This is a genomic window from Rhodobacter capsulatus (assembly GCF_052363175.1).
Taxonomy (GTDB): Bacteria; Pseudomonadota; Alphaproteobacteria; order Rhodobacterales; family Rhodobacteraceae; genus Rhodobacter; species Rhodobacter capsulatus_D.
In genome coordinates this window covers 1,263,771-1,288,644 of sequence record NZ_CP198946.1, presented here as the reverse complement: position 1 = coordinate 1,288,644, position 24,874 = coordinate 1,263,771, and the positions used below count along the sequence as shown (strand labels likewise).

Annotated in this window: 24 protein-coding genes; 6 read left to right on the top strand and 18 right to left on the bottom strand. The window is 65.6% G+C overall.

Going from position 1 to position 24,874, the window contains the following annotated elements; translation table 11 throughout:
- The first annotated feature begins 216 nt into the window (after positions 1-216).
- Together ACTTAI_RS07205 and ACTTAI_RS07200 are read left to right on the top strand one after the other, a co-directional pair.
- Positions 217-1,176 (top strand): NADPH:quinone oxidoreductase family protein, encoded by a 960-nt coding sequence (locus ACTTAI_RS07205; protein WP_444455109.1) that lies wholly within the window; start codon positions 217-219, stop codon positions 1,174-1,176.
- A 121-nt stretch (positions 1,177-1,297) separates the two neighbouring features.
- Positions 1,298-2,014, top strand: a complete 717-nt coding sequence (locus tag ACTTAI_RS07200; protein ID WP_444455108.1) for a Bax inhibitor-1/YccA family protein — start codon at positions 1,298-1,300, stop codon at positions 2,012-2,014.
- A gap of 66 nt (positions 2,015-2,080) precedes the next feature.
- Here the strand turns inward: ACTTAI_RS07200 and fghA are convergent, their stop codons facing one another.
- The 9 genes from fghA to ACTTAI_RS07155 all read right to left on the bottom strand — a co-directional run bounded on the left by fghA (position 2,081) and on the right by ACTTAI_RS07155 (position 9,722).
- Positions 2,081-2,911: an S-formylglutathione hydrolase gene (fghA, locus tag ACTTAI_RS07195; RefSeq protein WP_444455107.1), complete on the bottom strand. Its 831-nt coding sequence runs from the start codon at positions 2,909-2,911 to the stop codon at positions 2,081-2,083.
- Between the two features lie 8 nt (positions 2,912-2,919).
- Positions 2,920-4,029, bottom strand: a complete 1,110-nt coding sequence (locus ACTTAI_RS07190) for an S-(hydroxymethyl)glutathione dehydrogenase/class III alcohol dehydrogenase (RefSeq protein WP_444455106.1) — start codon at positions 4,027-4,029, stop codon at positions 2,920-2,922.
- Between the two features lie 17 nt (positions 4,030-4,046).
- Positions 4,047-4,313, bottom strand: a complete 267-nt coding sequence (locus tag ACTTAI_RS07185; protein WP_110805466.1) for a metal/formaldehyde-sensitive transcriptional repressor — start codon at positions 4,311-4,313, stop codon at positions 4,047-4,049.
- 123 nt (positions 4,314-4,436) lie between these two features.
- On the bottom strand, positions 4,437-5,135 hold the full coding sequence (locus tag ACTTAI_RS07180) for an aspartate/glutamate racemase family protein (protein ID WP_444455105.1): 699 nt from the start codon (positions 5,133-5,135) through the stop codon (positions 4,437-4,439).
- Positions 5,135-5,848, bottom strand: a complete 714-nt coding sequence (locus ACTTAI_RS07175; protein ID WP_444455104.1) for an ABC transporter ATP-binding protein — start codon at positions 5,846-5,848, stop codon at positions 5,135-5,137. The genes ACTTAI_RS07180 and ACTTAI_RS07175 overlap by 1 nt, the downstream gene beginning before the upstream one ends.
- A gap of 2 nt (positions 5,849-5,850) precedes the next feature.
- On the bottom strand, positions 5,851-6,633 hold the full coding sequence (locus ACTTAI_RS07170; RefSeq protein WP_444455103.1) for an ABC transporter ATP-binding protein: 783 nt from the start codon (positions 6,631-6,633) through the stop codon (positions 5,851-5,853).
- Positions 6,630-7,601 (bottom strand): branched-chain amino acid ABC transporter permease, encoded by a 972-nt coding sequence (locus ACTTAI_RS07165; RefSeq protein WP_444455102.1) that lies wholly within the window; start codon positions 7,599-7,601, stop codon positions 6,630-6,632. Before ACTTAI_RS07165 ends, ACTTAI_RS07170 begins: the two co-directional genes overlap by 4 nt.
- A gap of 3 nt (positions 7,602-7,604) precedes the next feature.
- Positions 7,605-8,474 (bottom strand): branched-chain amino acid ABC transporter permease, encoded by an 870-nt coding sequence (locus ACTTAI_RS07160; RefSeq protein WP_444455101.1) that lies wholly within the window; start codon positions 8,472-8,474, stop codon positions 7,605-7,607.
- A gap of 57 nt (positions 8,475-8,531) precedes the next feature.
- Complete coding sequence (locus ACTTAI_RS07155; protein WP_444455100.1) at positions 8,532-9,722, bottom strand: ABC transporter substrate-binding protein; 1,191 nt, start codon at positions 9,720-9,722, stop codon at positions 8,532-8,534.
- Between the two features lie 203 nt (positions 9,723-9,925).
- Between ACTTAI_RS07155 and ACTTAI_RS07150 the strand changes: the two genes are divergently transcribed.
- Positions 9,926-10,642: a GntR family transcriptional regulator gene (locus ACTTAI_RS07150; RefSeq protein WP_444455099.1), complete on the top strand. Its 717-nt coding sequence runs from the start codon at positions 9,926-9,928 to the stop codon at positions 10,640-10,642.
- Here the strand turns inward: ACTTAI_RS07150 and ACTTAI_RS07145 are convergent.
- Positions 10,569-11,543 (bottom strand): LysR family transcriptional regulator ArgP, encoded by a 975-nt coding sequence (locus ACTTAI_RS07145; protein ID WP_444455098.1) that lies wholly within the window; start codon positions 11,541-11,543, stop codon positions 10,569-10,571. The genes ACTTAI_RS07150 and ACTTAI_RS07145 overlap by 74 nt on opposite strands.
- A gap of 71 nt (positions 11,544-11,614) precedes the next feature.
- Here ACTTAI_RS07145 and ACTTAI_RS07140 point away from each other — a divergent pair, with 71 nt between their 5' ends.
- Both ACTTAI_RS07140 and ACTTAI_RS07135 read left to right on the top strand, forming a co-directional pair.
- The gene (locus ACTTAI_RS07140) at positions 11,615-12,244 is read left to right on the top strand and encodes a LysE/ArgO family amino acid transporter (RefSeq protein WP_444455097.1); all 630 of its coding nucleotides are present in this window, start codon (positions 11,615-11,617) and stop codon (positions 12,242-12,244) included.
- Positions 12,245-12,319: 75 nt separating this feature from the next.
- Positions 12,320-14,311 carry an amidase gene (locus ACTTAI_RS07135; protein WP_444455096.1) on the top strand — a complete coding sequence of 664 codons (1,992 nt, stop codon included), beginning with the start codon at positions 12,320-12,322 and terminating at the stop codon, positions 14,309-14,311.
- Between the two features lie 12 nt (positions 14,312-14,323).
- Here the strand turns inward: ACTTAI_RS07135 and ACTTAI_RS07130 are convergent, their stop codons facing one another.
- The 6 genes from ACTTAI_RS07130 to ACTTAI_RS07105 form a co-directional block, all read right to left on the bottom strand.
- Positions 14,324-15,550 (bottom strand): glycosyltransferase, encoded by a 1,227-nt coding sequence (locus ACTTAI_RS07130; RefSeq protein ID WP_444455095.1) that lies wholly within the window; start codon positions 15,548-15,550, stop codon positions 14,324-14,326.
- Positions 15,547-17,139, bottom strand: coding sequence for an ABC transporter ATP-binding protein (locus ACTTAI_RS07125; RefSeq protein ID WP_444455094.1), 1,593 nt, complete (start codon positions 17,137-17,139; stop codon positions 15,547-15,549). The genes ACTTAI_RS07130 and ACTTAI_RS07125 overlap by 4 nt, the downstream gene beginning before the upstream one ends.
- On the bottom strand, positions 17,136-18,242 hold the full coding sequence (locus ACTTAI_RS07120; RefSeq protein WP_444455093.1) for an ABC transporter permease: 1,107 nt from the start codon (positions 18,240-18,242) through the stop codon (positions 17,136-17,138). Before ACTTAI_RS07120 ends, ACTTAI_RS07125 begins: the two co-directional genes overlap by 4 nt.
- Positions 18,242-19,393, bottom strand: coding sequence for a microcin C ABC transporter permease YejB (locus ACTTAI_RS07115; RefSeq protein ID WP_444455092.1), 1,152 nt, complete (start codon positions 19,391-19,393; stop codon positions 18,242-18,244). The genes ACTTAI_RS07120 and ACTTAI_RS07115 overlap by 1 nt, the downstream gene beginning before the upstream one ends.
- Before the next feature lie 47 nt (positions 19,394-19,440).
- Positions 19,441-21,333 carry an extracellular solute-binding protein gene (locus ACTTAI_RS07110; protein WP_444455091.1) on the bottom strand — a complete coding sequence of 631 codons (1,893 nt, stop codon included), beginning with the start codon at positions 21,331-21,333 and terminating at the stop codon, positions 19,441-19,443.
- A 126-nt stretch (positions 21,334-21,459) separates the two neighbouring features.
- Entirely contained in the window at positions 21,460-22,062 is a 603-nt protein-coding gene (locus ACTTAI_RS07105) for a c-type cytochrome (RefSeq protein WP_444455090.1), read from the bottom strand.
- 201 nt (positions 22,063-22,263) lie between these two features.
- On the opposite strand from ACTTAI_RS07105, the gene ACTTAI_RS07100 reads away from it, so the two are divergent.
- Complete coding sequence (locus ACTTAI_RS07100; RefSeq protein ID WP_444455089.1) at positions 22,264-23,103, top strand: prephenate dehydratase; 840 nt, start codon at positions 22,264-22,266, stop codon at positions 23,101-23,103.
- 150 nt (positions 23,104-23,253) lie between these two features.
- Here the strand turns inward: ACTTAI_RS07100 and ACTTAI_RS07095 are convergent, their stop codons facing one another.
- Both ACTTAI_RS07095 and nudC read right to left on the bottom strand, forming a co-directional pair.
- On the bottom strand, positions 23,254-23,712 hold the full coding sequence (locus ACTTAI_RS07095; protein WP_444455088.1) for an SRPBCC family protein: 459 nt from the start codon (positions 23,710-23,712) through the stop codon (positions 23,254-23,256).
- A 63-nt stretch (positions 23,713-23,775) separates the two neighbouring features.
- Entirely contained in the window at positions 23,776-24,708 is a 933-nt protein-coding gene (gene nudC / locus ACTTAI_RS07090) for an NAD(+) diphosphatase (protein ID WP_444455087.1), read from the bottom strand.
- Between the last annotated feature and the right edge of the window lie 166 nt (positions 24,709-24,874).

Here is a 24,874-nt window from a genome sequence, read left to right as displayed (position 1 = left end):
AAGCTGATATTGTTAACCATGTCTTGTCAAGACCTCCACCCCATTCCCGCTTTCTGAACCGGCATATTCGCAAATTGCATCGCACATTGCAAATTCCCAAGCGTCACCCGCAAGCCTCGCGTTCCGGTTGATTCGCCAATCAACTACCATCCCGAGACTGGCCACCCTGTCCCGGGCGGGCTAGGCTGAGGCACCAGAGGTCACCGACAGGACAAGATGCGCGCCTTCCTTCATACCGATCCGACGACGCCGCCCGCCCTCGCCGATCTGCCGCTGCCCGCGCCCGGTCCGGGCGAAGTCGCGGTGCAGATCGCGGCCTGCGGGCTCAATTTTGCCGATCTGCTGATGCTCGAGGGCAGCTATCAGGCGACGCCGCCGCTGCCTTTCGTGCCGGGGCTTGAGGCGGCCGGAACGATCACCGCCGCAGGTCAGGGCTGCAGACTTGCGCCGGGCACGCGCGTCGCCATCCATGCCGGCCATGGCGGGCTGGCCGAGGCCGGGGTCTTTGCCGAAGACCGTTGCACCCCCCTGCCCGACAGCCTCGATTTCGAGACCGCCGCCGCTTTTCAGATCGCTTATGGCACGTCGCATCTGGCGTTGACGCGGCGCGGACGGCTTTGCGCGGGCGAGACGCTGGTCGTGCTCGGCGCGGCCGGGGGTGTTGGCCTGACCGCGGTCGAGCTTGGGGCACGGATGGGCGCGCGGGTGATCGCCGTCGCCCGCGGCGCCGAGAAGTGCGCCATTGCGGCGCAGGCAGGCGCTGCCGAGACGCTCGACGCCGAAACTCCCGACCTGAAGGCCGCGCTGAAAGCGCTTGGCGGCGCCGATGTCGTCTATGACGCGGTGGGCGGAGCCTTGGGCGAGGCCGGTTTCGCAGCCCTGAAACCCGGCGGGCGCTTCCTTGTCATCGGCTTTGCCGCGGGCCAGCCGCCCACGCTGAAGCTCAACCACGCGCTGGTGAAAAACCTTGAGATTCATGGGCTTTACTGGGGCGGTTATCTCGATCTCGATCCGGCGGCGCTGCAACGCTCGATGACCGAACTGTTCGCCCTTGCGGCCGATGGCAGCTTGCGGCCGCATATCTCGGCCCGCTTCCCCCTGTCGCAGACCGCCGCGGCACTCGAGATGTTGCGTGCCCGCCGCTCGACCGGCAAGATCGTCGTCACGATGGGGTGAGGCCACCCCACCGGCGGCCGATTTTCTGCCGCCGGGTTCTTGAAACCCGCAGGGTCCTTTCCGATATCGGACCCGAAGCGGCCCCTCGCGCGTGCCGCTGCCAAAGACTGGAGACAAGCACATGGCTAATTTCAACACGATGCAAAGCACCGCGGCTGGCCGTGCGAGCTATATCGACGAGGGTCTTCGGACCCATATGAACAAGGTCTATGGCCTGATGTCGGTGGCGATGATCGTCACCGGCGCCGTGGCCTTTGGCGTCAGCCTGAACGACCAACTGCTGATGACGCTGTTCGGCACGCCGCTGAAATGGGTGGTGATGTTCGCCCCGCTCGTGGTCGTCTTCGCCTTCTCGGCGATGATCCACAAGATGCAGACCTCGACTGCGCAGATGGTGTTCTTCGGCTATTCGGCGCTGATGGGCCTGTCGCTCGCCTCGATCTTCAAGGTCTATACCGGCGTTTCGATCGCCCAGACCTTCCTGATCACCGCGATCGCCTTCGCGTCGCTCTCGCTTTACGGCTACACCACGAAGCGCAACCTGTCGGCTTTCGGCTCGTTCCTGATGATGGGCGTGATCGGGCTGGTTGTGGCGTCGCTCCTGAACATCTTCATCGCCTCGTCGGCGCTGCAATTCGCGATCTCGGTGATCGGCGTGCTGCTGTTCGCGGGTCTGACCGCCTATGACACGCAGAACATCAAGAACACCTACCTGCAACTCGCCCAGTCGGATGCCGATTTCCTTGGCAAGGCCGCGATCCTTGGCGCGCTGCAGCTCTACCTCGACTTCCTGAACCTGTTCATGTTCCTGCTGCAATTCCTCGGCAATCGCGAATAACACAACCTCCGAACCAACCTCCGGGAAAGGCCCTGCGGTTCGCCGCGGGGCCTTTTCCGTTTGCGATCAGCCGTGCAGGGCCGCAGCGTGATGGGCGAAATGATCGCCTAGGAAGCTGGCGATGAAATAGTAGCTGTGGTCATAGCCCGGATGACGGCGCAGCCGCAGCGGATGCCCGAGCCGCGCCGCTTCCTCGGCCAGAAGCCAGGGCTTGAGCTGCCCCTCAAGGAAGCTGTCCGCCTCGCCCTGATCGATCAGGATCGGCAGACGCTCGGTCGCGCCCGCAAGGAGCGCCGTCGCATCCCACTCCGCCCAAGCCGCGCGGTCCGGCCCCAGATAGGCCGAAAACGCCTTTTCGCCCCAGGGCACCTGCATCGGCGCGACGATCGGCGAGAAGGCCGAAACGGCCAGGTAGCGGCCGGGATTGCGCAGCGCCGCGACCAGCGCCCCGTGCCCGCCCATCGAATGCCCCATCACCGAACGCCGGTCGGAGGCCGCGAAGTCCGCCTCGATCAGCGCGGGCAGTTCGGTCACGACATAATCGTGCATCCGGTAATGCGCCGCCCAGGGCGCCTCGGTGGCGTTGAGGTAGAACCCCGCCCCCTGCCCCAGATCATAGGCCGGATCATCGGCCACCCCCTCGCCACGGGGCGAGGTGTCGGGAGCGACAACAATCACCCGATGCTGGGCCGCATAAGCCTGCGCCCCCGCCTTGGTGATGAAGTTCTGCTCGCTGCAGGTCAGCCCCGAGAGCCAGTAGACGACCGGCAGCCGCTCGCCAGGATCACGCGCCGGGGTGAAGATGCCAAAGCTCATCGCGCAGCCGAGCGTGGCGGAGGTGTGTTTCCACACCTCCTGTGTGCCGCCGAACGCGGCGTGGGTTTCCAGACGGTCCATCCCGATCCTCAGAACTTGATGACGGAACGGATCGACTTGCCTTCATGCATCAGATCGAAGGCCTCGTTGATCTGATCCAGCGCCATCGTGTGGGTGACGAAAGGTTCAAGCTCGATCTCGCAGGCCATCGCCTGCTCGACCATGCCCGGCAGTTGCGACCGCCCCTTCACCCCGCCAAAGGCGGTGCCCATCCATTTGCGCCCGGTCACCAGCTGGAACGGCCGGGTCGAGATTTCCTGCCCCGCGCCCGCAACGCCGATGATGATCGACTGCCCCCAGCCGCGATGGGCGCATTCCAGCGCCGCGCGCATGACATTGACGTTGCCGATGCATTCGAAGCTGTGATCGACACCCCAGCCGGTCATCTCGACGATCACCTGCTGAACGGGCTTGTCGTGATCCTTCGGGTTGACGAAATCAGTGGCGCCGAACTGCCGCGCCAGATCGAATTTCGACGGGTTGGTATCGATGGCGATGATGCGCCCGGCCTTCGCCTGCCGCGCGCCCTGAATGACCGCAAGGCCGATGCCGCCCAGACCGAAGACGGCGACGCTGTCGCCTTCCTGCACCTTCGCCGTGTTATGCACCGCGCCGATGCCGGTGGTCACGCCGCAGCCAAGCAGGCAGACCTGCTCGTGATTGGCATCGGGGTTGATCTTGGCGAGCGAGACCTCGGCCACCACCGTGTATTCCGAGAAGGTCGAGCAGCCCATGTAGTGATAGATGGGTTGGCCGTTATAGGAAAACCGCGAGGTGCCGTCGGGCATCACGCCCTTGCCCTGGGTCGCGCGGACCGAGGTGCAGAGGTTCGTCTTGCCCGATTTGCAGAACAGGCATTCGCCGCATTCGGCGGTGTACAGCGGAATGACGTGATCGCCCGGTTTGACCGAGGTGACGCCCTCGCCAACTTCGACCACGACGCCCGCGCCTTCGTGGCCGAGCACGACCGGGAACAGGCCCTCGGGATCGTCGCCCGACAGCGTGAAGGCGTCGGTGTGGCACACGCCGGTGTCGGTGATGCGGATCAGCACCTCGCCCTTTTCCGGGGGCGCGACATCGATTTCCACGATTTCAAGGGGTTTGCCGGGGGCAAAGGCGACGGCGGCACGCGATTTCATAAGGATCTCCCTGTGAGTTACTTGAGGTAGCTGCGCACCAGCGCCAGCAATTCCCCGGTTTTGGCGCCGCCCTCTCCCTCGGGCGGACCGAATTCGTCGCGGATATGGGCTTCCAGCACCTCGGCCATCAGCCCGTTCACGGCCCCGCGCACGGCAGCGATCTGTTGCAGGATCGGCCCGCAGTCCGAGCCGGTTTCCAGCGCTCGCGTCAGGGCTTCGCACTGGCCGGTGATCCGCTTCACGCGGGCCAGAATCCGCTTCTTGTCCTCGGGGTCGTTCGGCACGGCTTTCCCTCCCCGCGGGGATCTATACTACGGGGGAGTATATCGCGCTTTGCCGACAAGGCCAGCGATTCCCGCGCCCGAAGGGACGCGGGGGCATGGCAGGCCGGTTTTGGAAAGGGTCGCTCAGCCCTTGTCGAACCGCGGCGGCGCGTAACCGCCAAGCCGCGAGGTGGCCAGACCAAGCCGCACCATCCCCTCGGTCAGCGCCACGGCGCAGACGACGCCATCAAGCACCGGCAGCCCATGCGCGCGGCCCAGACCCTCGGCCAGATCGGTCATCCCCGCACAGCCAAGCACGATCGCCTCGGCCCGATCCTCGGTGATCGCAGCCGCCACTTCGGCGCCGATGCGGGCACAGGCCTCGCTGAGCGGGTCTTCAAGGTCGAGCACCGGAATTTCCGAAGCCCGCACCCGGGCGCAACGCGCCGCCAGACCGTAACGGGTCAGGTTGTGCTCAAGCGCCGGGACCGAGCGGCCCAGCGTGGTGACGACGGAAAACCGGTTCGAGAGCATCGCGGCCATGTGGAAGGCCGCCTCGCCGATGCCGATCACCGGCTTTTCGGTCAGGCAACGCGCAGCATCAAGCCCGGTGTCGTCGAAACAGGCGATGATCACGGCGTCATAATCGTCGCGCCCGCCGATGACCCCCAGAAGCCCGGCAAGGCTCATCGCCTCGTCGTAATAGCCCTCGATCGAGGCGGGGCCATGGGTCGGATTGACCGCGATGATCTCGGTGCCCGGTGCGGCGACGCGACGGGCGGCGGCCCCGGCCTTTTCGGTCATCGTTTCCGTGGTGTTCGGATTGATCAGCAAGAGCCGCATCACATGTCGCCCCCAAGATAAGCCGCCTTGATGCGCGGATCGTGCATCAGATCGCGCGAGACGCCCGACAGCGCGACGGTGCCGGTCGACAGCGCATAGGCGCGGGCGGAAATCGACAGCGCCATGCGGCTGTTTTGTTCCACAAGCAGCACCGACACGCCCTCGTCGCGGCTGATCGCCACGATCGCGCGGGCGATGTCCTGCACCAGCTTTGGCGCGATGCCGAGCGAGGGCTCGTCGAGCAGCAGCAGTTTCGGCGCCGCCATCAGCGCGCGGCCGATCACCATCATCTGCTGCTCGCCGCCCGACAGCGTGCCCGCCTGCTGCCCGAAGCGCTCCTTCAGCCGCGGGAACCGGGTCAGGACGGCATCAAGCGAGCGCGCGATCCCGGCCGTGTCGGAGCGGGTAAAGGCGCCCATCAGCAGGTTGTCCTTGACCGACATCAGCGGGAAGACCCGCCGCCCCTCGGGCACCATCGCGATGCCCATCTTCACGATCTCGGCCGGAGATTTGCCGTCGATCCGCTCGCCGCGGTAGGTGATCGTGCCCGAGCGCGGTTTGCGCAGGCCCGTGATCGCGCGCAGGATCGAGGATTTCCCCGCCCCGTTCGCCCCGATCAGCGCCACCGTCTCGCCTTCCGACAGCGACAGCGACACGCCCTTGAGCGCATAGACATGGTCGTAATACAGTTCGACATTCTCGAGGCTGAGCATGGTCACATCCCGATCGCGGCGTCTTCCGAGCCGAGGTAAGCCTCGATCACGCGCGGATTTTCCTGAATTTCGGCGGGGGTGCCCTCGGCGATCTTCTCGCCGAAATTGAGCACCACGATCCGGTCGGAGATCTTCATCACCGCCGGCATGTCATGCTCGACCAGAAGCACCGTGATGCCCCGCTCGTCGCGCAAGCGGCGCACCAGCGCCACCATCCGCATCGTCTCGTCATGGTTCATCCCGGCGAAGGGCTCGTCGAGCAGCAGCACCGAGGGGTTGGTGGCGAGGCCAATCGCCATGCCCAGCGCACGCAGATGCCCCTGCGGCAGGTTCGAGGCCAGCTCGCCCGCAATGGGCGCAAGGCCCAGAAAGCCGATGATCTCGTCGGCCGAGGCGGCAAAGGCGGTCTCATCCGCCCGCGCGGCGGTGGAGCCGAAGAAGAAGCCCGCCAGTGACGCCTTGGCGCGCAGATGATGCGCGACGATGACGTTTTCGCGCACGGTCATGGCGCGGAAGATCGTGGTCTCCTGAAAGGTGCGCACCACCCCCTTGCGCGCCACCGCATGGGGCGACAGGTTCGAGATCTTCTCGCCGCGAAACAGCACCTCTCCGGACGTCGTGCGCAGGAACGACGAGATCATCTTGAAGAGCGTCGATTTCCCCGCGCCGTTCGGGCCGATCACCGAAAGAATCTCGCCCTCGGCGACATCGAACGAGATGTCGTTGTTCGCAACAAGCCCGTCGAAGCGCTTGGTGACATTGCGGATTTGCAGGATCGGGCTCATTTCCCCCCCTTGCCGCGCAGCATCGCGGGCAGGCTCAGAAGACCGTTCGGCACGACGAGCATCGCGGCGATCAGCAGCGTCGAATAGATCAGCATCTGGTATTTCGCGGCGGCGAAGAGAAGCGACCAGCCGAAGTAAAGGACCAGCGTGCCGAGCATCGGGCCGAAGACGAAGCCAAGCCCGCCCAGGAAGCAGTTCAGCATGAAGTTGACGCTGTCGGCGACCTGAAAGGACGAGGGGTAGATCGACTGCGAGATCACCACGAAGCCCGCCCCGGCGATGCCCCCCATGAAGGAGGAAATCGCATAGGCCAGCACCCGCAGGAAGGCGATGTTGACCCCGATCGAGGCTGCCAGATCCTCGTTTTGCTGCAGCGAGCGGAACAGATGCCCCAACCGCGAGCGGGTGATGCGCCAGAGCACCAGATAAGCAAGGCACATCAGCGTCACGGCCATCAGGTAAAAGGCCAGTTTCGGATTTTCGAGCGTGGCGAAATCGGGGATCAGCGTCAGGCCGAAGATCGACACCTCGCCCGGCAGCGGGATCGAGGTGATGCCACGCGCGCCGTTCGTCACCGGCAGGGCCAGCGCCGAAAGCCGGGCGACCTCGGTCAAGACCAGCGTCACCATCGAGAAATAGACGCCCCTCAGCCGCAGGATCGGCACGCCGATCAGCACCGCCAGCGCGGCGCAGAACAGCCCCGCGAGCGGCAGCGTGGCCCAGAAGTTGAAGCCCAGCTTAGTGATCAGCACCGCCGCGACATAGCCGCCCGCCAGCGCATAGGCGCCCTGCCCGATGTTGATACGGCCGATGTAGAAGGTCAGCCAGACCCCGGCCGAGCCGATCGACAGAAGTGCCACCGAGGTGAGCGTGTAATAGAAATCCCACCGGCCGGTGAGGCTGATCAGCCCCGGCACGCCGATGTAAAGCGCGATCAGAAAGGCCGCGACGGAAAGCGAACGGATCATGGCTCAGCCCCAGGGTTTGCCCATCAGCCCCTGCGGGCGGAAGGCGAGGAAGATCATCAGCGAGGCGAAGATGACGAGATAGGTGATGTCGCCATAGGCGGCGAGCAGCGACAGCCCGACGGATTCCAGCATGCCAAGGATGAAACCCCCGGCGATCGCGCCCGAAATCACCCCGGCACCACCGATCATGATCATCATGAAGGCCTTGATCGAGGTCGGCCCACCCATGCCCAGATTGACGCCGACGATCGAGACCAGAAGCCCGCCGACCAGCCCCGCCAGCATCGCGCCAAGGGCAAAGCCGATCATCGAATAGCGCTCGACATCGACGCCCATCAGCTCGGCCGCCATCCGGTCCTGCGCCAAGGCCCGCATCGCGCGGCCGGTGCGGGAATGGCGCATGAACAGGATGAACGCCCCGATCAGCGCGACGGCCAGCCCCCCGATCAGGATGCGGTCATAGGGCATGACGATGCGGAAATCCCAGTTGAAGACGCCACCCACGATCTTCGGAATGCCGCGCTGCTTCTCGCCAAAGACGAGCAGCGTCACCGCATCCAGAAAGAACGCGATCCCGGCCGCCAGAAGCATCGTCGATTCCTCGCGCTTCGAGCGTCGGATGACGGGGGCGAAGAGGAAGCGCTCGGCAAAGGCGCCAAGCGCCGCCAGCGCCACGGCCGAGGCCAGAAGCCCGACCAGAAACGGCAGATGGAACTGCGCCACCACCGTATAGGTGATGAACCCGCCGATCACATACATCTGCCCGTGGGCGAAATTGAGCACGTTCATCAGCGAGAAGATGAGCGTGAGACCGAGCGCGATCAGCGCATAGGAGGCGCCGAGAAAGAGCCCGTTGACGATGATCTGCTCCATGTCCGCTCCGCGAAAGGGAAAAGGGCCCGGCCATCAGCGGCCGGGCCAGATCCGGTCTCAGTCGACCGTCGCGACGAACAGCGTCTGGAACGCGCCGTCCTTGTATTCGTTCACCACGAGCGGCACCGAAAGCTGACGCTTCTGCCCGAACGAGGTGGTGCCGACATAGGTCATCTGCGCATCGCCCTTCATGTAGGGGTTGGGCGCGGCGAATTTTTCCATCGCGGTCTTGAAGGCGGCGATGTCGGAGATGCCCTTCGGATCGGCCTTCAGCGTGTCGAGGATGTATTCGAGCGCATAGACCTTGGTGTTCGACTCGTCGTTATATTCGCCGAACATCTCGGTGTATTTCGCCACGAATTCCTTCATGTAATCCGAGGCGATCTCGGGGGTCGAGGCGCCACCGACCGAGATGAAGCCATTCGCCGCCTCGCCCGCGCCTTCCTCGATCACCTTCGCATCCTGCGCGGTTTCGGTCGAAATCAGCCCGGTGTAGCCCAGATCGCGGGCCGAGCGGATCATCTGCGGCGCGGCCGCCGGGGCGACGCCCGAGAGCACCAGCAGGTCGGGCTGGGTCTTCAGCACCGGCAGCAGGACCGGGGTGAAATCGGTGGTGTCGACCTGATAGGTCACGTCCGACGAGGTCACTTCAAGGCCGAGCGCCTTGGCCGCCTCGACGCCGCTGTCGCGCTGGCTCAGCGGGTCGGATTCATTCGCCGCGACGAAGGCGATCTTTTTGACGCCCTTGTTGTCCTTCAGGTATTTGTAGATCGCCGGGCCGGACTGATAGCTCGCCACCATGCCAAGGATCGCGTTTTCGGCGGGGGCGGTATAAAGCTCTTTCGGGAAGGCATAGGGGACGTAGATGATGTTGTTCGCCTCGGCCACCGGGCGCACGGCGGCGGCGCCGTCATCGACGTTCGGGCCGACGACATAATGGATGCCCTGCTGCGCCATCTGCTCCATGCCGGCGATCGCGCGTTTCGGGTCTTTCTGGTCGTCGAAGGTGACGATCTCGATCTTGTAGGTCGTGCCGCCGATCTCGACCCCGCCCTTTTCGTTCAGCATCGCGGCGAGCGTCTGCATCGAGCGCACGTTCGACGTGCCCCAGGCCGCGGCCGGACCCGAGGTGACGCCGACAAAGCCGATCTTCAGCGTCTCTTCGGCCATGGCGGCGGTGGCGGAAAGGCTGAGGCTTGCCAGAACCGCCAGCGCGGTGGAGCGAAGCATCATGGTGCGTCTGTTCATTTGGAAACTCCCTGTTGGGCCCGTCTTGTCGATCAGCGGTTCGTCCTGCTCCGAGCTTAGCCGGAGCGGCAGGCTTAGGGCAAAAGATTGTTAACAATCCTGTCAACCATCGTGTTAGATGGCTTGGCCCGGTCGCTGCGCTTGTTGCACCCGGTGCAAGCGTGTATTTCCCAACCGAAACAGGCCTGTTCACGATGGACCCGATGACGGAGACGCCCGAAGACGACAGCGACACTTTCGCGGCCGGTGAGGAAATCACCGAATCCGAGATCGTCGCGCGCATTTTCGAGGCAGTGATGGAACGGCGCCTCGCGGCTGGAACCAAGCTTTCCGAATCGGAGCTGTGCAAGGCTTTCGGGGTCGGGCGGATGCGGATCCGGCGCTGCCTGCTGCTTTTGGCCAGCCATGACGTGGTCGAATTGCGCTCGAACCGGGGCGCCTATGTCGCCAGCCCGAGCGTGAAACAGGCCCGCGACGTGTTCGAGGCGCGGCTCGCGATCGAACCCGCCGCCGCGCGTCTGGTGGTGGAGCGCGCGACCGAGGATCAGCTGGCGGCGCTGCAAGCCTGTCTGGCCGAAGAGGCCGAGGCGCATCAGCGCGGCAACCGCCATGCGGCGATCCGGCTGTCGGGCGAGTTCCATCTGCGGCTCGCCGAGGCGACAGGCAACGAGACGCTGCTGCGTCTGCTCAAGGAGCTGGTGACGCGCAGCTCGCTGATCGTGGCGATCTATGGCGCGCCGGGGCTGGAGACCTGCCGCGACCATGACCATGCCTCGTTGCTGGCCGCGCTGCGGTCGCGCGACGCCGATACCGCCGAGCGGCTGATGCGCGCGCATCTGGGCGACATCATCTCGACGCTGGATCTGTCGGGACCGGCGCGGATCGGCGCGGATCTGGTGCAGGTTCTGGCAAAGCGCTGAGCCCTGCGACGGGGACCAGACTGCGCGCGGCCTCGGCCGCCACTTCGCGCGTGAGCGCTTCGAGCAACCGCGCCCCCAGCCGCGCATGTTGCCAGTGCAGCACCACATCCATCGCCGCACCGGGCACAAGCTCGACCAGCCGCCCCTCGGCCAAGGGCGCCGCGGCCAGCGGCAAGGGATGCAGTGCCCAGCCCAACCCGAAAAGGCTCGCATCCAGAAACCCCTGCGTCGAGGGCACCTGATGCGTCGGCGCCGTCAGCGCCTGATCGAAATTCTGCCGCAGCCAGCGCGCCTGCAACCCGTCCTTGCGGTCGAATTGCAGCACCGGCGCGCGGTTCAGCGCCGCGGCGGTGACACCTTCTGCGAAATACCGCGCCCGAAACGCGGGGCTCGCGCAGGCAACATAGCGCAAGGCGCCGAGCGGCCGGGTCCGGCAGCCCGGCACCGCCGCGGGCTCGGCCGTGACCGCCGCGAGCACCTCGCCCGAGCGCAACCGCGCCGCGGTATGCGCCTCGTCATCCAGCACCAGATGCAAAAGCGCCCCCGTCGCCTCGGAAAACCGCGCCGCGGCGGGCAGGAACCAGCTGCCAAGCGAATCCGCATTCACCGCGACCGGCAGCGCGGGCACCCCCGGCCCCGGACCCGCCAGCGCCGGAAGATCACTGGCGAGCTCGCCCTCCAGCAGCCGGACCTTCTCGACATGGGCGCAAAGCCGCGCCCCCGCCTCGGTCGGCACCGGCGGCTGGCTGCGCACGACAAGCGCCGCCCCCACCCGCTCCTCCAGCGCGCGGATGCGCTGCGACACCGCCGAGGGCGTGACACCGAGCACCAAAGCCGCGCGTTCGAACCCGCCTTCGCGGATCACCGCCGCCAGAGCCGCGAGCAGAGGATAGTCGAGCATCTTAAGCCTGCCTTCATCAGCTTTAGCATCCTGAATTTGACTACACCGCCAAGGCCGGGCAAGGAAGCCCCATGACCCAGATCGCCCCCCTCCTCACCGGTTTCGCCCTGTCCTTCGGTCTCATCGTCGCCATCGGCGCGCAGAATGCCTTCGTGCTGCGCCAGGGGCTGCGGCGCGAGCATGTCGGCGTCCTCGTCACCTTTTGCGCCCTGACCGACCTGTTGCTGATCGCGGCCGGGGTCGCGGGCCTTGGCGCGGTGCTGGGTCAGGCGCCAAGACTGGTCACCGGCCTCTCGCTCGGCGGGGCGGTGTTTCTGGGCTGGTACGGAATTTCCGCGCTGCGCCGCGCGCTGCACGCCGAGCAACTGGTGGCGGAAAACGGTGGCGAGACGCTGAGCCGCCTCGGGGCGCTGGCACGGGTCGCGGGCTTCACCCTGCTCAACCCGCATGTCTATCTGGATACGGTGCTGCTGGTCGGCTCGGTCGGCGCGGCGCAGCCCTCGGGCGCGCATCTGCCCTTCGTCTTGGGCGCGGGGCTGGCCAGCGCGATCTGGTTCGTCACGCTCGGCTATGGCGCGCGGCTGCTGGCGCCGCTCTTTTCCCGCCCGCTCGCTTGGCGGGTGCTCGATCTGCTCGTCGGCGCGACGATGCTGCTGCTGGCGGCGGGGCTGTTGCGGCGCGTGCTTGTTGCCGTGATGTAACGCACGGGGCGGGGCTATGCGAAGCCGGCAGCGGCGGTTATCCTTGCGGATCAGCCCCTTGCCAAAGAGCCCCGGATGACCCTCGTCGAAGCCAGCCTTGCCGATCTGCGCGCCGCCCTTGCGCGGGGGGATGTCACCTCGGTCGGGCTCGTCGCGGGTTACCTGACCCGGATCGTCCGCTTTGACCGACAGGGGCCGCGGCTGAATGCGCTGACCGTGCTGAACCCGCAGATGTTCCATGACGCCCGCGCCGCCGATCTGCGCCGCAACGCGGGCGCATCCCTCGGGCCGCTCGACGGCATTCCCTATACCGCCAAGGCCAGTTTCAAGGCGAAGGGCCTGCCCGCCGATGCAGGATCGCCCGCCTTTGCCGATCTGATCGCCACTGACGACGCCTTTGCCATCGCCCGGCTGCGCGCGGCGGGGGCGGTGCTGATCGGGCTGACCAACATGCCGCCGATGGCGAACGGCGGCATGCAGCGCGGTCTGCATGGCCGCGCCGAGTCGCCCTATTCTGCCGATTGGCTGACGGCGGCCTTCGCCTCGGGCTCGTCGAACGGCTCCGGCACGGCGACGGCGGCGAGCTTCGCGGCCTTCGGTCTGGGCGAGGAAACCTGGTCCTCGGGGCGCACGCCTGCCGCGCTGAACGGCCTTTGCGCCTATACGCCCAGCCGTGGCCTGATCTCGACCCGGGGCAACTGGCCCCTGGTGCCGACGATGGATGTGGTGGTGCCGCAGACCCGCAGCATGGCCGATCTGCTCGAGCTGCTCGATCTTCTGGTGGTGGATGACGCCGAGACGCGCGGCGATTTCTGGCGCGCGCAGCCTTGGGTCGCGCTGCCGCGCCCGTCCGAGATCCGCCCCGCCTCCTTCCCGGCCCTCGCCCGCGGTGCCAGCCTGAGCGGCAAGCGGATCGGGGCACCGCGAATGTATCTGAATGCCGATCCTCTGGCGGGGACGTCCGAGCAGCCCGGCATCGGCGGCCCGACCGGGCAACGGATCGAGACGCGGGCTTCGATCCTCGCGCTTTGGGAACAGGCCCGCGCGGCGATGGAATCCGCCGGGGCCGAGGTGATCGCGGTCGATTTCCCCTTGATCTCGAACTACGAGGGCGACCGGCCCGGCTGCCCCACGCTTCCGACGCGGGGGCTCGTCTCGGCCGATTACCTGAAGACCGAGATCACCGATCTGTCGGTCTGGGCCTGGGATGACTTCCTGCGCGCGAATGGCGATCCCGGGCTCGCCCGGCTCGCCGATGTCGACGGGGCGCGGATCTTCCCGCGGCCCAAAGGCGCGCTTGCCGACCGCTACACCGGCTTTGACGATGACATTGCCGATTACCCGGCCCATGCCCGCGCGCATCCCTGCGAGGATTTCCGCGCCCTGCCGCATCTGGCCGAGGGGCTGCGCGGGCTCGAAGCCACGCGCAAGATCGACCTTGAAGACTGGATGGACGGGCTCGGCCTTGATGCCGTCGTCTTTCCGGCCGTCGCCGATGTGGCGCCCGCGGATGCCGATGTGAACCCGGCCTCGGCCGATCTGGCCTGGCGCAACGGGGTTTGGATCGGCAATGGCAATCTGGCGCTGCGCCATTGCGGCGTGCCGACGGTGACGGTGCCGATGGGGCTGATGGCGGATACCGGCATGCCCGCCGGGCTGACTTTCGCCGGGCGCGGTTGGGAAGATGCGCAGCTGTTGCAGATCGCCTGCGCGTTCGAGGCCACCGGCGCTTATCGCAGCCCCCCGCCCCGCACGCCCGAATGTGACGCGCGGCCGCCTCTGCCCGCCACGGGCGCGGCGCCCGCGCCGCAGCTGACGGTCCGCGCGAACCCCGCCGGCCCGGGGCGTTGGCAGCTGACGATTGACTGGGTGTCAGAGGCGCCGCTGCAGCATCTTTCGTGCAATGGCCAACCGCTGCCGCCCGCCCGCGAAGCCGAGATCCCCCACGACCCCCTGCCCCATTCCGAATGGCGAAGACCGCATGGGCCGCTGGTGATGGCGCTTTTTGCCGATGGTCAGGCCGCTTTCGCCGAGGTCACGCTGCCCGACACCGCCCCGGGGGCATGACACCGAGCCCGCTCAGCCCAGAGTGCCGCCCGCGGTTTCGACGAATTCGATCAGCCGCGGCAGGCAATGCGTCTGCAGATCGTATTTCGCCACCACCGAGGCCCGGGCCGCCTTGCGCATCTCGAGATACGCCTCGGGCCGCGCCAGCGCGTCGATCAGCGCTTCCGACCAGCCCTTGATATCGAAGAAATCGACCAGCCGCCCGTTCACCCCGTCCTCGATCACCTCGCGCAGCGGCGCCGTGTCCGAGCCGATCACCATCGCCCCCGCCGACATCGCCTCCATCAGCGACCAGCTGAGAACAAAGGGATAGGTCAGATAGGCATGCGCCCGGCCGATCTGCATGATCGAGACGAAATCGGCATAGGCCACGCGGCCGAGAAAATGCACCCGGCTCAGATCGAGACGATCCTTCACCTCATCAAGGAATTTCTGCTTCCACGAGCCTTCGGCCGGGGCCGCGCCATAGCTTTGCCCCTCTTCGCCGATGATCAGCACCTGCGCCTCGGGCCGTGCCGCCAGCACCTCGGGCAGCGCGCGCATGAAGGTGTGGTAGCCGCGATAAGGTTCAAGCGAGCGATTGATGAAGGTCAGCACCTCGTCGCCCGCGCGCAGCGTCAGGCTGGTGCCCGGCACGGTGTAGCTGGCGTCGGGGTTCGGCATGAGCCGCTCGGTGTTCACCCCGTCATGGCAGATGGTGATCTTGGCGCGCAGCTCCGGCGGGAAGGTCGAGGCCTGAAACTCGGTCGGCGACAGTGCCGCATCGGCCTGCACGATCGACTGGATCAGATGCGCCGAGCGCGCCGTGGTGGAAATCCGGTTTTCAAGGCCGGGCTTGGCGAATTCCGGGTCGAAATCGGTGTCCAATCCGGTCGTCTTATACATCAGCTCGGCATAGACGAGCAGCTTCGCCTCGGGCCAGACCTCGCGCAAAAACAGCGTCTCGCCCCAGCCGGGATGGCCGAAGATCACATCGGGCACATAGTTGTGCTGCGTGCGCAGCTGTCGCGCCGCAAAGGCCGCGCGCATGCCGCGCTCGCAGACATCGGCATACATTTTCGTCAGCCGCGGCTCCAGCTTCACCTCGGCGGGCTTGCGGTATTTCACCACCTTCACCGGCGAGGGGCGGTTGTTGGTTTCCGTCGTCAGCGCCAGAATGTCGTGCCCGCGCGCGGCCAGCGCCGGGGCAAGATGCGGAAACTGGCCGGGGAAATTCTGATGGACGAACAGGATTTTCATGCGCTTTTTCCCAAAGCCGCTGCGATCAGCGCGCGGGTATACTCGGTAACGGGTCGTTCGAAAATCTGCGCCGCGGGACCGGCTTCGACCACACAGCCTTCCTTCATCACCATGATCTTGTGCGCCATCGCCCGCACCACGCGCAGATCGTGGCTGATGAACAGATAGGCCAGCCCGTGACGGCGCTGCAGATCGCGCAAAAGGTCGACAATCTGCACCTGCACCGTCATGTCGAGCGCCGAGGTCGGCTCATCGAGCACCACCACCCGCGGCCGCAGGATCATCGCCCGGGCAATCGCGATGCGTTGCCGCTGCCCGCCACTGAATTCATGCGGATAGCGCGCCATCGCCGCCGGATCGAGCCCGACCTCGGCCATGATCTCGGCCACCATCTCGCGCCGGTTCCGCCCCGGTTCGACGCCATGCACCGTCAGCCCTTCGGCGATGATCTGCTCGATCGTCATGCGGGGGCTCAGGCTGCCGAAGGGGTCCTGAAACACGATCTGCATGTCACGGCGCAGCGGCCGCAGCTGCTTTGCCTGCCAATGCGAGATCTCCTGCCCGGCAAAGGTGATCGGCCCCTCGCTTTCAATGAGCCGCATCAGGGCGAGCGCCAGCGTCGTCTTGCCCGAGCCGGATTCGCCGACGATGCCAAGGGTTTCCCCCGCCCGCACCGTCAGGCTGGCTTCGTTCACCGCCTTGATGTGCCCGACCGTCCGGCGCAAAAGCCCGCGCTTGATCGGGAACCAGACCTTCAGCGCCTCGGTCGACAGCAGGGTTTCCGCGCCCTCACGCACCGGCTCGGCGCGGCCTTTCGGCTCGGCCGCCAGAAGCTTTTTCGTATAGGGATGCTGCGGATTGGCGAAGATGTCCTCGGTCGCGCCCTGCTCGACGATCTCGCCTTGCGACATCACGCAGACCTTGTCGGCGATGCGGCGCACCACCCCCAGATCGTGGCTGATGAACAGCAGGCTCATCCCCAGATCGCGTTTGAGTTCCGCAAGCAGATCAAGGATCTGCGCCTGAATCGTCACATCGAGCGCCGTCGTCGGCTCGTCCGCCACCAGCAGTTCCGGCCCGTTGGCCAGCGCCATCGCGATCATCACCCGCTGCCGCTGCCCGCCCGAAAGCTGATGCGGCAGATCGGCGAGACGGCTTTCCGGGTTCGAAATGCCGACCCGGGTCAACAGTTCAAGGATCCGCGCTCGCGCCGGGGCACCGCTCAGCCCCTGATGCAGCGCGAGGCTTTCGCCGATCTGTTTCTCGATCGAATGCAAGGGGTTGAGCGAGGTCATCGGCTCCTGAAAGATGAAGCTGATGTCATTGCCGCGCACCGCGCGCAGCGTGGGCTCGCTCGCCCCCACCATCTCGCGGCCAAGATAGGTGACCGAGCCCTCGACCTTGGCATTGGCGCCCAGAAGCGCAACGGTGGAGAGCGCCGTGACCGACTTGCCGGAGCCGGATTCCCCCACCAGTGCCACGGTCTCGCCCTTGGCGACGGAGAAGCTGACGCCCTTGACGGCCAGCGCCTCGCGGCCCTCCTGACGGAAGCTGACGCGCAGGTTGTCGACGGAAAGAACGGCAGTCATTTGAACACCTTGCGCGGGTCAAAGGCGTCGCGCAGGCCCTCGAAGACGAAGACGAGCAGCGAGAGCATGGTGGCGAAGGTGACGAAGGCGGTGAAGGCCAGCCAGGGCGCCTGAAGGTGCTGTTTCGCCTGCAAGGCCAACTCGCCAAGGCTGGGTGCGGAGGACGGCAGCCCGTAGCCCAGATAATCGAGCGTCGCGAGGCCCGAGATCGCCCCGGTGATGACGAAGGGCAGCATGGTGATCGTCGCCACCATCGCATTGGGCAGGATGTGGCGGAACATGATCACCCGATCCGAAACCCCCAGGGCGCGGGCGGCGCGGACATATTCGAAGTTGCGCGCGCGCAGGAATTCGGCCCGGACAACGCCCGTCAACGCGGGCCAACCGAACAGGATCGTGACGCCGACAAGCAGCCAGAAGCTGCGCCCCAGAATCGCGAAAAGGATGATGATCACGTAAAGCGACGGGGTGGAGGACCAGATTTCCAGCAGGCGTTGGAAGATCAGATCGACCTTGCCGCCGAAATAGCCCTGCACCGCCCCCGCCGCGACGCCCAGCACCGAGGAAACCGAGGCGACGATCAGCGCAAACGCGACCGAGATGCGGAAACCATAGATCACGCGGGCCGCCACATCGCGCGCGGTGTCGTCGGTGCCCAGCCAGTGCTGCCCATCGGGAGCCGAAGGCGCGGTGCCGACATCATTGATCGTGCGGTAATGGTAGGGGATCACCGGCCAGAGCATCCAGCCCTTTTCAATGGCTTCGCCCGCGACGGTGCCGGTGGTCTCGGCTTCCTTGCGGGTCTCCTCGGGGGTGTCCCAGCATTCCTGCCGCCCGCCAGTGACGATCAGACATTGCACGGCCGGATCGGTGTAGATCGCCTCGGTGCGGAAATCGCCGCCAAAGGCGGTTTCCGGGTAGAATTTGTAGACCGGGAAGAAGGTCTCGCCCCGATAGCGCACGACGATCGGGTGATCGTTGGCGATCAGTTCCGCGAAGAGCGACAGCAGGAACAGCGTCGAAAAGACGATCAGCGACCAGAACGCGCGGCGGTTGGCGCGGAAATTGCGCCACCGACGCTGGGCAAGGGGCGACAAAGCCATCAACCGGCCCTCCGCTCGAAGTCGATGCGCGGATCGACGAGGGTATAGGTGATGTCGGAGATGATCCCGATCACCAGCGAAATCAGGCCGAACGCATAAAGCGAGCCGAAAACAAGCGGATAATCGCGTTCGACCGCGGCTTGGTAGCCAAGCAGGCCAAGCCCGTCGAGCGAGAACATCGTCTCGATGATCAGCGAGCCCGAGAACAGCACCGACAGGAACAGCCCCGGAAAGCCCGCGATCACGATCAGCATCGCGTTGCGGAAGACATGGCCGTAAAGCACGCGCCCCTCGGTCAGGCCCTTGGCGCGGGCGGTCATCACATATTGCTTGTTGATCTCGTCCAGGAACGAGTTCTTCGTCAAAAGCGTCAGGGTGACGAAGCTTGAAAGCGTGATCGCGATCGTCGGCAGGCAGATGTGCCAGAGGTAATCGAGCGCCTTGCCCCCCATCGAGAGCGTGTCGAAATCATCCGAGGTCAGCCCCCGCAGCGGGAAGATCTTCCAGTAGCTGCCGCCCGCGAAAAGCACCATCAGCAGGACGGAAAACACAAGCGTCGGAATGGCATAGGCGATGATGATCGCGGCCGAGGTCCAGGTGTCGAAACTGGTGCCATCCTTCACCGCCTTGCGAATGCCCAAGGGGATCGAGATCAGATAGGCCAGCAGCGTCGACCACAGGCCCAGCGAAATCGAGACCGGCATCTTGTCGATCACCAGCTCGACCACGGTCTTGTTCTTGAAGAACGAGGTGCCGAAGTCGAAGCGCAGGTAATCGCCCATCATCTTGAAAAAGCGCTCGTAAGCCGGGATCTTTTCACGATGGCAGGCGGGATCCTTGAGGTTCGGCTCGCCGGTGAAGCCTTCATCGCAGGTGATGCGCGAAAAGCCCATCTGCACCTCGAGCTGCGCCAGCAGGTCCGGGGAAATCCCCCGTGCGCCCTGATAGCCCATGTCCTCGGCCGATTGGCTCTGGCCCGCATCGGCGCCGCCGGTCAGGTTGCGCGTCGCATCGGACTCGCCCTGCACCCGGGCGATGATACTTTCAATCGGCCCGCCCGGCACGAATTGCGTCAGCGCGAAATTGATCAGCATGATGCCGAAAAGCGTCGGCACAACCAGCATCAACCGCCGCAGGATATAGGCGCCCATCGTTCCCTTGCCTTGCAGTTTTGCGACATTTCGGCGAGCCTGAAGCCCTAGAGCGCCCCTGCCGCTTTCAGTTTTGCAGCCTTGTCGGCGTTATACCACCAGAAGTCCAGCTCTCCCAGAGAATAGGGGGGAAGCTGGGCCGGGTGCTCGTACATGTCATAATACGCGACGGTGTGGCTGTCCTTGAACCACTGCGGCACCCAGAAATACAGCGCCCGCAGCGCCCGGTCGAGCGCATGAACGCGGACCGCCAATTCCTCTTTCGTCGTCGCTTCCTCGACCTTGCGGATCAGCGCGTCGATGGCCGGATTGGCGATGCCCGCCAGATTGAAGGCATCCGCGGTCGCGCCCGAGCCGAAGTATTGCTGCAGCCCCGCGCCGGGCAAAAGTTCCTGCCCGAAATGCCCGGTGATCAGGTCGAAATCATGCCGCGCCTTGCGTTCCTGATGCTGCGCATCATCGACGCGCAGATGCACCGCATCCACCCCCAGCGCGCGCAGGTTCTCCACGAAAGGATTGATCACCCGGTCAAAGGTCTGGCTGTCGTTGATGAATTCGACATGCAGAAGCTCGCCCTTCGGATTGCGCCGCATCCCGTCCGCGCCCACGACCCAGCCCGCCGCATCCAGCAGCGCCGCCGCCTTGCGCATGTTGCCCCGGTCCAGCTGGCGCTTGCCCGACACCGGCGCCATCACCGCCGGATCGGTCAGCACGCCTTCGGGCAGATCCTTGGCGAGCGGCGTCAGCAGCGCCAGCTCCTCCGCCGAGGGCAGGCCCGTCGCCGCCAGATCCGAGTTTTCCCAGGGCGAATTGATCCGCGCATAAAGCCCGTAAAACAGCGTCTCGTTCGACCAGTCGAAGTTGAACATCAGCCCCAGCGCCTGCCGCACCCGGATATCCTGAAACTTCTCGCGGCGCAGGTTGATCGCCCAGCCCTGCCCGTTCGCCACGCTGCCATCATGCAGCTGCGCCTTGACAACCTGCCCCGCTTTCAGCGCCGGAAAGTCATATTGCGTCGCCCAGATGATCGAGCTCGCTTCATTGCGGAAGGTGTAGCTGCCCGCCTTGAAGCCCTCGAAGGCGGATTGGTAGTCGCCGTAATACTCGACCCGGATGCGGTCGAAATTGTTGCGCCCCAGATTGATCGGCAGCTTTTCCCCCCAATAGGCCGGGTTGCGCTTCCAGACCACGGTCTGGCCCATTTTGAAGCTGTCGAGCGTGTAGGGGCCGGAGCCCATCAGCTCGACCTGCGCGGGCTTTTCCAGATCGATCTTGTCGCGTGCGAACTGCGCCTTGGAAAAGACCGGGAAGCTGCCCGCCGACTGGATGATGTCGCGCTTCGGATAATCGGGCTTGAAGGTGAACTTGATGCGGCGCGCGTCCAGCACCTCGACCGAGGCGATCTGTTGCGCGACGACCGCCCGGAAGCTCGACAGCCCCTTGTCGCGCATGGTTTCATAGGAAAACAGCACATCCTCGATCGTCAGCGGCGTGCCATCCGAGAAGGTGATGCCGGGGCGCAGGGTGAAGATCACCCAATCGCGCGAAGGCGGGTATTCGAAGCTTTCGCAGAGCAGGCAATAGGCCTCGCCCACCGTGTCCGAGGTGCCCGTCAGCATGCTTTCCTGCGGCGCGCTGGACAAGGGCGCAGCCCGGCCTTCGATCGTGTAGGGGTTGAAGTTGTCAAAGCCGTAGGGGGTCCATTCAGAGATCTCGCCGCCCTTCGGGGCCTCGGGGTTCACATAGTCGAGATGCTTGAAATCGGGCGGATATTTCACCGCGCCAAGGGTGGCGATGGCCGAGGCAGTGATCGTCTCCTCGGCGTGCAGCTGCCCCGCAAGACCGCTTGCCAGAAGCATCGCCACGAGCCCGCCCCCAAGGGCGCGGGCCATCGCCGCCCGATGATCCTGCACCGCCACCTGAACCGCTGCTTTCGCCATGTTGCTCTCCCTTTTACCCCACTAAAGGGCGAAGGCCGCGCGGGGGCAAGTTGCAAAGATGTGAGAGCGCCAAAATGAAAGGGCCGCGCCTTGCGGCACGGCCCTTCGTGTTCGGTGCGGCAGCGATCAGCGCGGCAGCGAGTAGAGATAGGCGATCACGTTGGCACGGTCGGCCGCATCCGGAATGCCCGCGAAGGACATCTTGGTGCCGGGCACTTCGGCCTTCGGGCTCACCAGATAGATGTCGAGACGCTCGGGCGTCCAGTTGCCGACATGGGCCTTCATGGCTTTCGAATATTTGAAGCCTTCGACAGTGGCAGTGGCGCGACCGATGACACCGTTCAGATGCGGGCCGATGGCGTTCTTGCCGTCGATCTTGTGGCAGGCTTTGCAGGTCTTGCCGAAATAGGTTTCGCCAGCTTTCGCATCGCCGGTGATCAGGGCCGCATCGACCTCGACATAGGCGGGCGGCGGCGGCGCGGCAGGCTCGGCCGGTTCGGCGGCGGCTTCGGCAGCCGGAGCGGGCGCGGCAGCGGCGGGCGCGGTGGCGCTTTGCATCGCGGCCTCGTCGACCGACGGCAGCAGGGCTTTCCCGGAGGCATCCACCGCAACAGCGGTGGCCGGCCGCGTCGCGAAGAGCGAGTTGGAAAGCATGTAGATGAACCCGTAGAACAGGGCCACGGCGAAAAGCGTGACCCCAATCTTCGTGATGTGCGTCTTGACGAGCATGGCTCCCCCCGGCGGTTGGCATCTGCGGTTGGCGCATCTACGCGCTTCGATCATCACATTTCAAGGTTCATTCGCGTGCCAAGTGACGTTTGAGCCGCGATAAAAAGGCGCGGATCAGGGGCTTGACGGCATATCGGCGCTTTTCTTGGCCCGGTCTTTGCGACATCAAGGGGGCGGATCGACTGTCGAGGGAATGCAAGCATGGCGGGACATGGCGTGATCGCCTTTCAGGGTGAGTTGGGGGCCTATTCGCACGAGGCTGCGAACCTGGCACGGCCGGGGATGGAGCCCCTGCCCTGCGCCACGTTCGAAGATGTGATCGATGCGGTGCGCGACGGCCGGGCAGAGCTTGCCATGCTGCCGGTGGAAAACTCGACCTATGGCCGGGTGGCCGACATCCACCGGCTGTTGCCGGAATCGGGGCTGCATATCCTCGACGAGCATTTCCTGCGCGTGCGCATCGCGCTGATGAGCCTGCCGGGCACGAAGCTGAGCGATATCAAGCATGTGCGGGCGCATCTGGTGCTTTTGCCGCAATCGGCGCGGTTCCTGCGCGAGCATGGCATCGCGGGCCATGCCGCAGCCGACAGCGCGGGCGCCGCGGCCGATCTCGCCCGGACCCGCACCCCGGGCGAGGGGGTTCTGGCTTCGGAACTCGCCGCCTCGATCTATGGGCTTGAAGTGCTCGCCCGCGACATCGAGGATCACGGCCACAACACCACCCGCTTCCTCGTGATGGGGCGCGAGCCCGATGACCGCCGCCGCGGCGACCGGATGATGACCACCTTCGTCTTTGAAGTGCGCAACATCCCGGCCGCGCTTTACAAGGCGATGGGCGGCTTTGCGACGAATGGCGTGAACATGACGAAGCTGGAAAGCTACATGCTCGACGGCTCCTTCACCGCGACGCAGTTCTACGCCGATATCGAGGGGCACCCCGAAGATGACAACGTGCGCCTCGCGCTCGACGAGCTGCGCTATTTTACCTCGTATCTGCACATTCTGGGCACCTATCCGGCAGATCCGCGCCGGCAGGAATGACAAAGGGGGGGCGTTGCCCCCCGTCCTTCGGACTCCCCCCAGCGTAGTTTCACCAAGAAAAAGCCCTGCCCTTTCCTTGGCAAAATACGCCGCAGGGGTGAATTGGCCGCAGGCCAAGAGGGGGGCGCGCAGCCCCCCTGCCCCGCCCGCTCAGGCGTGGCGGCTTTCCAGATCGCGCAGGAAGCTCTTGATCCGCTCGTCATAGCGACGATCCAGATTGGCCCGGCCCAGCCGCGCCGATTGCAGAAGCAACCGCCCGCCCAGCGTGCGCGGCTTGATCTCGAGCACAGTCGACATCCGGCTGCGGCTCGGCGCCAGATCCTTGAATTCCAACACCAACGTGACTTCGAACCCGGCGGAGGTGCCGCTATACTCGATCCGCACCGGCGCGTCATAGAGGGTGACGTCGACAATCATCTGCCGCGGCTTGCCACGCAGACGGAAGCCCACATCCCAGGACATGCCCGCGGCCTTTTCGGCCAGCGAATCGAGTCTGCGCATCACCACGCCCTTCTTCATCGCGGCCCGTTCAAGGGACGGGATATCGGTGAGCGTCTCGAAGAGCTTGTCGGCGGGCAAGGCCACGTCGACGCGGTTGCTGAATTTCATGCCTGCCTCCAATGACGTGGCGCCTGGACCACCCGATTCCCTTGCCCAATGGTCCGGCAGCTGTCAATCGGCCGGGGCCGCGAGCCAATCCATCAGCATCCAGCGCGCAACAGTCCCGGGCCGGGATGGTCGGATTTCGGGGTCGCTGCCCGCCAGAATCGCGGCCAGACGCGACCGCGGCACCCAGATCGCCGCCTCGATTTCGCTCGGATCGACGGTGATCGCCTCGCTCAGGGCTTCGCCCGCACAGCCCAGCATCAGCGAGCCCGGAAAGGGCCAGGGCTGCGCCGCCAGAAACCGCACCGGGCCGACGCGGATGCCGGTTTCTTCGAACACCTCGCGCCGGACCGAGGCAGCCGGGGTCTCGCCCGGCTCCATGAAGCCCGCCGGGCAGGAATACATCCCCTCGGGCCAGCCCGGAGAGCGGGCAAGCAAGACGTGATCGGCGCGGGTGATCCGCATGATCACCACCGGATCGGTGCGCGGAAATTGCACCCGCCCGCAGGCCGGGCAATCGCGTTGCCAACCGGCCTGACCGATTGTGGTGGCGCTGCCGCAGGCGGGGCAGAAGCCGTGAAACTGGTGCCAGACGATCAGCCCGCGCGCTGTCGCCGCCAGCTCGGCCGAGCACGCGCAAAGCCGCGGCATCACCCAGCGCAGATCGGCCCGTTCGGCCGCCGCGGGCAGCGCGGTCTCGGGCAGATCGAGCGCGAAGACCGGGGTCGTGCCAATAAGGCCAAGAAACACGCGCGGCACCGCCTGATGTTCTGCAGGCGCGGCGGACCAGAGGCCCAGCCCGGTGACCGGATCGGGGGCACTGCCCTCGGGCGCCATCAGCACCTCGCCCGCGACAAAACCGATGCAGCGCGCGGCGGGATCGGCCCAAAGCGCCGCCAGAGCCTCGGGATCGGTGCGCAGTTTCGCCGCCCGATCCAGACCGGTGCCATCCTCGGGACCGATAAAACCCAGAAACTCCTGCTGATTCCGCCCCGTCATCGCACCACTCCGGCTTTCCTGCGCCGGTTCTGGCACGGGCCTGTCCGCTTGGCCAGTCACGCCCGCGCGCGCAGCCCCTCGGAAAGCGGCGGGAATCAGGCGCAACATGGCCCGTTCGTTGCTGAGCTGCTGCAATTTGAGGCAATGACCGGGAAAAGCGGCTTCG